This is a genomic window from Pectobacterium polonicum, from assembly GCF_005497185.1.
GTDB lineage: Bacteria > Pseudomonadota > Gammaproteobacteria > Enterobacterales > Enterobacteriaceae > Pectobacterium > Pectobacterium polonicum.
The window spans coordinates 12207-22884 of sequence record NZ_RJTN01000028.1 but is presented as its reverse complement, the minus strand read 5'-3'; the positions used below and the strand labels follow the sequence as shown (position 1 = coordinate 22884).

At 55.7% G+C, this 10678-nt stretch carries 10 protein-coding genes; all 10 read right to left on the bottom strand.

Going from position 1 to position 10678, the window contains the following annotated elements; genetic code table 11:
* Window positions 1-4 precede the first annotated feature (4 nt).
* The 10 genes from EDI29_RS20415 to EDI29_RS20370 all read right to left on the bottom strand — a co-directional run bounded on the left by EDI29_RS20415 (window position 5) and on the right by EDI29_RS20370 (window position 10630).
* Entirely contained in the window at window positions 5-1636 is a 1632-nt protein-coding gene (locus EDI29_RS20415) for a Tad domain-containing protein (protein ID WP_137742350.1), read from the bottom strand.
* A 109-nt stretch (window positions 1637-1745) separates the two neighbouring features.
* Window positions 1746-2384 carry a TadE/TadG family type IV pilus assembly protein gene (locus EDI29_RS20410; RefSeq protein ID WP_137742349.1) on the bottom strand — a complete coding sequence of 213 codons (639 nt, stop codon included), beginning with the start codon at window positions 2382-2384 and terminating at the stop codon, window positions 1746-1748.
* Window positions 2377-2925 (bottom strand): hypothetical protein, encoded by a 549-nt coding sequence (locus EDI29_RS20405; RefSeq protein WP_137742348.1) that lies wholly within the window; start codon window positions 2923-2925, stop codon window positions 2377-2379. Before EDI29_RS20405 ends, EDI29_RS20410 begins: the two co-directional genes overlap by 8 nt.
* On the bottom strand, window positions 2925-3776 hold the full coding sequence (locus EDI29_RS20400) for a tetratricopeptide repeat protein (protein WP_137742358.1): 852 nt from the start codon (window positions 3774-3776) through the stop codon (window positions 2925-2927). Before EDI29_RS20400 ends, EDI29_RS20405 begins: the two co-directional genes overlap by 1 nt.
* 89 nt (window positions 3777-3865) lie before the next feature.
* Window positions 3866-4825, bottom strand: a complete 960-nt coding sequence (locus EDI29_RS20395; RefSeq protein ID WP_137742347.1) for a type II secretion system F family protein — start codon at window positions 4823-4825, stop codon at window positions 3866-3868.
* A gap of 14 nt (window positions 4826-4839) precedes the next feature.
* Window positions 4840-5820, bottom strand: coding sequence for a type II secretion system F family protein (locus tag EDI29_RS20390; RefSeq protein ID WP_137742346.1), 981 nt, complete (start codon window positions 5818-5820; stop codon window positions 4840-4842).
* Between the two features lie 18 nt (window positions 5821-5838).
* The gene (locus tag EDI29_RS20385; protein ID WP_137742345.1) at window positions 5839-7248 is read right to left on the bottom strand and encodes a TadA family conjugal transfer-associated ATPase; all 1410 of its coding nucleotides are present in this window, start codon (window positions 7246-7248) and stop codon (window positions 5839-5841) included.
* A gap of 39 nt (window positions 7249-7287) precedes the next feature.
* Complete coding sequence (locus EDI29_RS20380; protein WP_137742344.1) at window positions 7288-8487, bottom strand: CpaE/TadZ family protein; 1200 nt, start codon at window positions 8485-8487, stop codon at window positions 7288-7290.
* Window positions 8488-8501: 14 nt separating this feature from the next.
* Window positions 8502-9188: a CpaD family pilus assembly protein gene (locus tag EDI29_RS20375; RefSeq protein ID WP_137742343.1), complete on the bottom strand. Its 687-nt coding sequence runs from the start codon at window positions 9186-9188 to the stop codon at window positions 8502-8504.
* A 20-nt stretch (window positions 9189-9208) separates the two neighbouring features.
* Complete coding sequence (locus EDI29_RS20370) at window positions 9209-10630, bottom strand: type II and III secretion system protein family protein (protein WP_137742342.1); 1422 nt, start codon at window positions 10628-10630, stop codon at window positions 9209-9211.
* Window positions 10631-10678 lie beyond the last annotated feature (48 nt).

Here is a 10678-nt window from a genome sequence, read left to right as displayed (position 1 = left end):
GCGGTCATTCAACCAGCCGAACATAGCCGCCCTCGGTTTCGATCTGGCCGGCGATACGATCCAAACGCCGAATCAATTGATCCTCAACGCCTTCTGCACCAAAGCCCGAACCATCAATAAAGCTCATACGTTTTTCACCCTCAGTGCAGACCAGCAGGCCTGGCGTCGCTTCTCTGTCGAACAGGTTGCGGCCAAAATCTTCAGGGTCGCCGGGACGAATGCCGACAAAATAGAATTTGATATTGCGTGCGCGGAAGCTGGAGCAGAGATCCTGAAAGCGCTGCGCGGCAAAGGTACGGGCAGAATCGTTGCCGGTTTCACCACGGAACTCGTTGCGATTGAAGTTGTAGCTGTCGGTGTCGAACCAGTTGCCGATAGTGTTGGCCATCATTACGATCACTTTTTGCCCGTCACCATTGCCGTCCAGATTGAAATCCAGCGGTAGCGTGGCATCGCCCCAGCCTTCTGACCCGCGCATGTTGGGTGACAGCGCCGCCCCTGCCCACGACATGCCGATGGCGTAGTTCACGTTGAAACGGGCAGAAAACTGATCGATACGCTGATTCAGCTTACTTTCTTCGTTGGTCAGCGGCATCAGCGCAGCATTTGGGCATCCGCGATCCGCCACAATAAAGCGGGTATCTACGGCATCGGAGTTGTTATCCCACGGATAAAGATCGGGGTTAGGACCACGCCAGCTGATAGGTGGTGCGCCAGGACTGCCGTTTTGCGGCAAATCATGGCGGTAGTACACGCGAAATTGCCCAACGGGCGGTTCATCCCAGAAGAAGTTTTCTTCCCGACCCAGTCCACGGTACATGCACAGCAAATTCGCACGGCGATCGGGGAAACGGCGATCGGCCAAGCTGCTCACCACACCACTGGCAAACAGTGAACGCAGCTCCGGTGGGTTCAGTGCACTCGGTGTAGACCAGCGACGAATGCGGTTCGCATCTTCTGCATCGTACACATTTACCGATTGGCTATACGGCACCAACGACACCCACAGGTTGTCGCGTTTAGCATCCCCACTGCTAAGCAGGCGCTCAACAAACGAGCGACTGACACTTTTCAACGCGCGAATATCCGCATCACTCATATCCCCCGTCACTGGCATTACGAAGGCCACTTCCGTCGGGCGGTTGATGACTTCCGAGGTCGAGTACACTTCCTGCGCCCTCGACCCCAAACTCAGCAGGCTGGGCTTGGTTTCAAAAGCCACGGTCACGGTATAGGTTTTACGCGTAGCGCTATTGCGGCCTTCAATGACGGTCACGTCGCCCGCCACCAGTTTTTCACTCAGCGCCTTATTCATTCCCAGATTGCTTTTGACGTATTCATACGCCAGCGTATTGATGTCTTCCTGACTGTATTCTTCGCCGTTAATGGTGGCCTGATGGCCAACGGCCAACGCGGCGGCATCCGTCGCACGCTTGATCTGCGTCGCATCACCCGTTGACGTTGAGGTATCCACAATGAAAGCCGCCGTCACCAACAGTGCCATTGCGCCCAGCACATAAAACCCTGTACCCGCCCCTTTTTCCTGATGAATAAAGGCGGACAGGCGCTGACGCCAGAACAGAGTGATTCCGGTATCGTCTTTTTTTACTCTTCTGTTCTGTAAGGTTTTTTTCATCAATTCCTATCCTGTGTACCTGGATTCAGCGCGTACTCGTCCCGCCCATGAAACGGGAAAATAAAAACGACATTGCTCATCGTGATAAATTTATTATTCCGGCTTGGGACTACGGATTCCGTTCGTCCTCTTCTAGCCCGGCTTCTTTTCTGAGTGTCTCATCCAGCGTCACCACGCCAATAGCCACCCGGTTGATAGATGAAGCATGCAACATGCCGCCCAGCGACAAGCCCCCCAGCAACCCGACGTCTTTCCCCTCACGGCAGATTTCGACTACCATCATCGAGGTGTTCTTACTGCCTTCTTCCCGGTCTCTTTCCGGCAATTCAGGCGTATATTCTTCACCGGGCAGCGTCTCGCTTTCGGCGCAGAGTGCCGCCGCTGTCCCTCGGCTCAATTGCCAATACAGTTCGCCGGTCTGACGCACATTGCTGATCAACAACTGGTAATTCCCAACGCCTTCCGTTGGCAACACCGTATCAAGCAGTCCCTGTAAGCCTTTTTCATCCAGTTTTTGCTGCATCGCTAATATTGATGCAATGGCACCCACACGCTGTTCCAGTCGCGTACGCTCCAGCCCAACGGTGTAGATATCTGCACACAGCGAACCAATCGCCAGCACAATCGGAAACGCCAGCGCCGTTTCTACCGCAGTAGAAGCATGGCGAGAAAACCAGAAGCGTCGAATTCCGCTCAGAAAACGATTGTTTTTCAACAAACGACGGGGTTTCAATAAGCGATCAGTCATTACGCAGTTCCGTCCCAAACACATGTTTGTACTGGTAGCGGAAGGTGTCACCCAGCGTTAACACCTCCGGCAACGGCGTAATAAACGCCTTTTTGATCTGTACCGTCACGGACCACACAGGAAGCGTCGTGGTTGCCTCGCTATCGGGATCGTCCTGACTGCTATTTCCGTTTGTTAACCCACCAAGCTGAGTCAGATTGTCGAAGTGCAACACGCTAACGGTTAAATCGTCTTCCTTGAGGTAGCCGTAACCGGCCTCAATCATGCGAGCCTTCAGTCGGGTTCCCATCTGTTCCGCACTGTCCGATACGAGGTTATCAAGACGGAAAGTCTGTACGGCCTTATCCAGCGCGGCACTGCCGATGGCGATCACGAGCCCGATACGTGCCAGTTCAAACAGCATCATCACGCCAACCAGCACGACGGGCACCAGAAACGCCACTTCCGTCGCGATGACGCCACAGGTACTACGCCAGTTGCGCTCCTGACGCGGCACGATGCCCGCATCACGCCAGGGGGAACGACGGTGAAACCACGCCATTACTCAGGTGAACTCAATTGCAGGCGTTGGCGACTGGATAACAGCAGCGCGTCGCCACGAGATTTATCCTGCTGCATCTGCTGTAAACGCTGGTTCAACTCATCGATCAGTCCATCAATACGCTGCGGCTGGGCAATGGTCGCCAGCGCGGCACGAGCGTCAGTGTCTCTGCCGCCAGAAAGATAGGCCAGCGCCAGATTCAGTCGACCGGTTGCGTTACTCTCATCCACCGAGCGCAGCAGAGAAATCGCTTTGTCTGCATTGCCACTCGCCAGCCAGGAAAGCGCCAGATTGTTGAGTGCCGCGACATCGGCCGGATTCACCTGTAACGCTTTTTCAAACAGTTGGCGTGCCTCAGCATGTTTACCCGATGCATCCATTACCACACCCATGCCATTGAGCGCGCCAGCGTCGTTTGGTTGTGCCTTCAGCGCGCAGGTAAAATCGGTTTGCGCCATCGCATTACGTCCCAACGCCAGCTGTGCACGTCCCATGCCCAGACACACTGCCAGCGCTTCTTCCTTCGTCATTTTATTGGTATCGCCGCCCAACGCCTGACGTGCTCGTCCATATAATTCCAGCGTTTGCTGCGGCGAACGCGCTAAAGCAGCCACACTGGCATACTCCAGCATCTCAGCCCCTTTCAGCGCATCACGGCTGTCGAGACGCGCATACACTTCCGTCGCCGCTTCAACACGCCCCTGATCGCGCAGCAGACGTGCCAGACGCAGGCCCTCATCCTTACTGCCTTTAATCGCCATCGAGCTGCCGCATCCCACCAGCACGGTACTGACGATGAGCAGTGCCAACATGGGCGCGCCGCGCTTAAGTTTTGCTACCAGATCGACCATTTTCGCTAACTCCATCGGTTGTAACTCTTGTGATTTCCGGCACATATCGGAAATCGATGTTTTTAAAAACACTATCTTGGCAATCAAAACTACTGCGCCAGCAGGCGGACCACCCGCACCAGTGCAGGCGACGCCATAATGGCGATAATCGGCGGTAGGATCAGCGCCATCAACGGCACGCTCAACTGCGCAGGCAATTTGCCCGCCTTCTCTTCCAGCCCTAAAATCAGCGTTTTGCGGCTTTCATCCGCAATCGTACGCAGCGCCTGAGACAGCGGCGTACCGTAGCGCTCCGCCTGAATCAGTGTCGCAACCATACTTTCGATCTCGCTGACGCGAGTACGCTCTGCCAGATGCTTCATCGCCAGCGTACGATCCGACAGAATCTGTAATTCGGCAGCGGTGTAGTGCAGTTCATCCGCCATTTCCGGTGACGACAGCCCCAGCTCCTTTGACACCACCTGTAATACGCGCCCGATAGGTAAACCGGCTTCGGCACAGACCACCATCAGATCCAATGCATCCGGCACCGCACGCGCCAGCTTTTCACCCCGGCTTGCCGCACGCCATTTTAGCCACCACTCCGGCACCATAGAGCCGACAAAGAAGCCAATGAGCCCCGCAGCAACCCCCGTCAGACCAGCACGGTCGGCAGGTGGCAGCCATCCCCACACCAAAGCGATCGCGAGCAGCGCTCCGGCGGCAAATTTCCCCATGACCAGCCAGCCCACCGCTTCGTTACGGCGGAGGCCTGCCAGATCCAGCAGACGGCGCAGATTGCGACGATCGCGTTCCGATCCCGACAGACGCTCCCCCTGTGTGGCAAGGGGCTGTAGCAGCTTTTCCAGCAGGGGGGAGAGTGCGGTTCCCTGACCTCTCAGGATGTTTTCCTGAGAGGTCGCCTCTATAGAGGCCGTGGGCAGGTGCCCGCGCATGCGAATTTCCAGCTGCTTGTATTGCTGTTTTTTATGATGCGTACGGGCCAGATAAATACCCGCCACCATCAGCACTAGCGCCAGCAGCAGTAAGGGATCGTCAAAAACAGTCATGAGTGGCTCACCCTTTACCCTATCCGTTTAACCATAACGTGTGTCACCAGCATGCCGATCGAAACGCTGCATAAGGCGTAAATCAGTACCGTTGTCCCCACCGGATCGGAGAACAAAAAGCTGAAATCCTCCGGCGATTTCATGTACAGATAGGCCAGACAGCCGGGAAACAGTGCGGCGACAATTTTGGCCGATGCACGCGCCTCGGAGGTTTTAGATTGCACTTTAAGTTGCAGTTCCCGCCGGTCGCGCAGCGTAGCGGACAAACGCTCAAGCGTTTCTCCTAATCGCCCACCCGCTTCCTGATTGATGATCAGAATCACCACGAAGAAACGGTACTCGGCCATCGGCACTCGCGTCGCCGAGGCCTGAATCACCTGACGCAGCGGGATACCGAGCCGCAGCCAGTGGTCGATCGTCTTAAATTCATTCGCCAGCGGCCCGGTTAAGTGCTCAGCGACAATCGAGAAAGTATTCGCGACAGGCACACCCGCACGGCAGCTACGCGTAATCGCATCAATCGCTTCAGGCAGGCTCTCACGCAGCGCTTTCAAATGCTTTTGCAACGTCGATCGGAACATCAGCATGCCGATACTGACAAACAGCAGCAGTGTAAATATCAGCCCCATCGTAAGTGGTAGCAGAGTACGCTGCCCCAGAATCATGCCGAGTATCAGGCTGGCTGCCGCCAGCGCGAGAGAACGCTGAAGCAGGTTCTTTTTCCAGCCAATAAACGCCATTTGCGCCCAGAGGATCGCCAACCAGCGCCCGACAACAGGAATTCCCATCAGCGGCGTTTTAATCTCGTCACGCAGAATTGAATCAGACGCCACAGCGGCTACCGATGGGCTAACCTCATTCAAAACCTGTTGCCAGCGTTGTTCACGCTGCATGCGTTGCTGACGTGATTTTCTCCAGGCGTTGACCGCCAAAAGCAGCATCAGCACGCTGCAAAACACCAGCAGCGTAATCAGATTCAGGCGTAAATCACTCATCAGCGTCTCCTCAGCCCATCACTGCGCATCAAACAAATGCGCTTTATCGCTGTAGAACTGCGGGCGCTGTATGTGCTGAACATATTCACCCGTCAACAGCCCCTGTCCATCCATCCCCTGAATATTGAAGCTGAACAGATCCTGAAGCTGGATCACTTCATTCTCCATGCCACATACTTCGGTAATGGACACGACACGGCGCATGCCGTCACGCATACGTTCAATTTGCACGATCAGGTGAACAGCGCTGGCGATCTGCCGACGGATCGCCATCAGCGGCAACTGCATGTTCGCCATCATCACCATGTTTTCCAGACGCTGTATCGCATCACGCGAGGTATTGGCGTGCACCGTACACAGCGAACCGTCGTGGCCGGTGTTCATCGCCTGCAACATGTCGAAGCTCTCGCCACCGCGCACCTCACCCAAAATGATGCGGTCAGGGCGCATACGCAGTGCGTTACGCATCAGATCGCGTTGATCGATGCGGCCAGTACCTTCGGCGCTGACAGGGCGGGTTTCCAGTCTCACGACATGTTCTTGTTGCAATTGCAGTTCGGCGGCATCTTCAATGGTGATGATGCGATCGGTACTGCCGATCTTCTGCGACAGCGCGTTCAGCAAGGTGGTTTTACCCGCCCCCGTACCGCCAGAAACGATCACGTTAACGCGTGCCTGCATGGCTTTGTTCAGAACATCCGCCATCGCATAGGACATACAGCGGCGCTCCGCCAGCATTTCCAGCGACAGGTTGCGGCGCATGAACTTACGGATTGAGATCGTGGTGCCGTCGATCGCCAGCGGATAGGTAATGACGTTAACGCGGCTACCGTCAGGCAGACGTGCATCCACCATTGGGCTAGCTTCATCGATACGCCGCCCGACCGCCGCCGCAATACGTTGCGCGGTGTTAAACACATGTTCTTCATCGATAAAGGTAATCGGTGACAGTTCCAGCTTGCCAAAGCGCTCGACAAACACCTGACCGGCACCGTTAACCAGAATATCGTTGACCGTGTCATCTGCCAGCAGCGGCTGGATCGGTCCGATCCCCGTCATCTCATCCAGCATTTCGGTGGCAATAGCTTCCTCTTCCTGCCGAGAAAGCTGCAAGCGCTGCTCATCACAGATACGGCGGATTACCGTTTCGATCTGTACCAGCAGCTTGTCACGCCCCATCATCGCCGCTTTACCGGCATCGATCTGATCGTAAAGCTGTGCGCGGATAATACGGCGCTGGCTCGTCCGGTTGTCCGTCTGGCGGGCTGCTGGCGCAGCAGATCCTGAAGACGCATTCGCCGCAGGCTGCGTGCGGTTCTCCGCAGCGGGACGCGTTTTCAGTTCTGCGACATTGGCAGTTGCTGGCGCAGACTGAGGTGTGCTTTTGCCTGCTTCACTTTTTTGCAGGTTATTTTTGCGAATCAACATGTCCGTAACCTTTTGAAAAACGGCGAACGCTGAACATCATCAGGCTCGCTTTAACCACCGCGAGAACCAGCGTTTTTCCGCCTGTCTGGCGCGTACACCGCAGGCTAAATCGACCAGTTGGCGTAATCCCTGCTGGAAAGCAGGCGCGGCAGCGAAATTTAATGCGCCAAGCGCGAGGCTCTGCGCCAGTGCATGACCGGCATTAGGCAGCACGACATCAATCTTCCGGCCAATAAACTGTTCAAACTGATCGCGACTGAGCGGCGCGGTCGTGGCAAAGCGACTCTGGTTATGCACCAACAGCAAACGCTGCCCTTCGCTTTCATCACCGATCTCATTCAGTACGCGCCGTACATTACGTGCATCCTGAAGCGTCAATTCCGTCACAATGATGCGCAGATCCGCATAGGTCAGCACATCCAGCGCCCCTGCCGGGTAACTGCTGGGCAGATCCCAAATGACCTGATTAAACATGCGACACAGCGCCCCGCCGAGATTCAGTACGTTATCGACGTCAACCGGGCTCAGCTCACCCAATTCCGGCTTCTGTGCCAACAGGTGCAGACGCGTATCGACACGCAGCATGGCGCGCTGAAGCAGTCGGGTATCCAGTTCCTGAGTTCCCAACACCGCAGCCAGCCCCGCATCATCGGTTTGCCCCTGCAACAGCAGTTGGTCACCGTTGCGGCGGTCAAAATCCACTAGCGCCACGGGTAAATGACGTTCACCGGACAGCAGACGGCTCAGCCCCATCGCTACCGTGCTTCCGCCGCTTCCGCCGCTGGCGCTGACAACCGCAATCGTCCTGCCAGTACGGGCATATTCCGGCCCTGCCTGCTGGCCTTCGCACTTCGCCAGCGTTGCCGCCAGCAGATCCAGCGTGAATGGCTTCACCAGATAATCCACCACGCCCGCCTGAAGCAGGGCGCGATACAAGCCAACATCCTGCTCTTTGCCCGTCGCAATCACCTGGCTGGTGGGGCCACAGACGCTCAGCAACTCTTCCAGCGCTGGAAGCGGCCAGTGCGTCCCTTCCAGATCCACCAGTAAAATGTGTGGCGGTACATTCAGTTCGCACCACTGGCGAGCGGCGGTAATACCACCGGGCATCACCGGAACATCCGGTTGTTTCAGACGCGTGAAGAGATCGCTGATATCAGCCACATCGCGCACATCATTGGCGAACGCAACCAGCGGCAGCGCCAGTTCTTCACCATCGTTAGGGGTAATTTCACTCATGGAATGTCACGCCCTTAATCTTCATCAAAGTTAATGTCGATGAGCTCTTTCACTTCACCTTTGTGATAGCGTTCAATGCTATTGACCGCCGCCACGCCATCCGCACTATCCAGCGCTTTGGCCTGAATCAGATCGCGTGGTTCGGCGACCATCATCGCCAGATTGTTTTGTGTGGCGCAGCCGAGAGAACCAATTGCCTCATAAGGCTTCACCATCAGCTGATTTGGGTCATTGAGCGCGCAGCGGGTCGTTTTGACGACCAGTGCCTCAGAGATCACTTCCAGATCGCCGTTCTGGCCACCCGCCGTAGAACGGCGCATCTGTTTCACATTCTGTGGATTAGCACCGGCATTTTTCAGCACGGTCGCCAGTCGTCCTGCCATCTGCTCACCGCTAGTGCTGTGTGGGATCAGCGTTATCGTCTGTGTGGATAACCGCCCCTGATCTTTCAGCATGATATTGAGTTGTTTCAACGATTCAGGCAGGAAGCCGCGTCCGTTTGGTGCAACCAATAACGGCACGGACACCGATGAAGGCTGCACGGCGATCGGTTGAAGTCCTGGCTGGTCAAAACGCTGCATACGTACATCATTAATCGGCTTATTCCATCCGCATCCTGCCAGCAGAAAAACGGCGGTAAGCACTGCTGCACGCATGTGCAGCGGGCGGAACGGAGGCTGATTGTTGTTAATCGTGTTCATGTTTATTGCCCCTCGTGGACTCAGTAGAGATAGCCGACAGATGCAGAACGTGGCATGGACGAGTCCAGCATTTTTACGCCTTGTCCCGGCGTCTGAAGATCGCCAGCATTGACGGGTTCAACCACATAAGCGGTCGCGATGATCACCAGTTCCGTTTCTTCCTGACTGGTGGATTCGCTTTCAAACAGGCGGCCAAACATCGGGACGCTACTCAACCCAGGAACGCCATTGATCGTCTGGCTCCCCGCACTACGCAGCATCCCTGCCAGGGCGAAACTTTGTCCGCTGGCCAGTTCCACCGTGGTATCCGCACGACGTACTGTTAAGGCCGGAATACGCGAACCACCTTCCAGCTGTACAGAACCCACGTCCGTAAGTTCACTGACTTCCGGCGCAATGTGCAGGCTAATACGGTTGGCAGACAGTAGCGTCGGCGTCATACGCAGAATCACACCGTAAGATTTGTAGTCGATGCTGACGCTGTTATTGGTAATCAGGACGATCGGGACTTCCCCGCCTGCGGCAAACGCGGCAGTTTCCCCTGACATCGCCGTCAGATTAGGTTCGGCCAATACGGTTGCCATACCCTGTTGGTTCATGGCGGTCAGCAATCCACTCAGTCTGGAGCGGCCAAAATTCAGGAAGCCCGCATCCGTTGGGTTAGCAAATCTCCCCGTGGTGGCATTGAACAGGTTAAGGCGCGAGCCGCTGCCTGCGGTCATATTGCCGCTGCCGGTGCTCAGTGACGCCGCCCAGTTGAACCCCAGTTCACTGGTTAACTTGCGAGACACTTCCACCACGCGCACCTGAATGTTGATTTGCGAAGGCGTTTTAATCTTGAGCTGATTGATCACTTTGCCGGAGGATTCACTAGAACCTGGCAATTTCTCGCCACCGCCACCTTGTGCACCGTTTGACGACGCGCTGATGTACGCCTGTATGCTGTCGATGACGCGCTTGGCGTCCTGCGGGGTATCAACGCTACCGCGCACAATGACACCGCTCGGAATCGAGGCTTCCAGTTGGATATCCGCACCGGGGAATTCACGCTTCATGCGTTCACCCAGCGCTTTCAAGTCATGTTCAGACACCAGGCGAATGGCGTTGATGACATTGCCATTTTCGTCCATCGCATAAAGCGTGGTCGTACCGACACTTTTGGCGTAAACAAACAAATTCCCCGGTGAAGGCAGTTCAAAGCTGGCAATATTCGGATCGGCCACCAGCACGCTGTCTGGCAACCCATCAAGCTGGAGTAACCGCCCCTGATGCACGGTCAGATGCACCACATTGGTTTCAGCCACTTCAGACACCCCGGCAGCCTGCGTGGCGGCAGGCAACATCAGCATGACAGGCAAGACTGCACTTAACAGGCTGGCAACCAGCAACCGTTTGCACGTTCCCCGAGCGTCCGATTTCAAAAACAGCGAAAACATCGTCATTTACTTAATTTCCGTAATGGGCTTTATTTTTCCATGAGCAGCGCACGG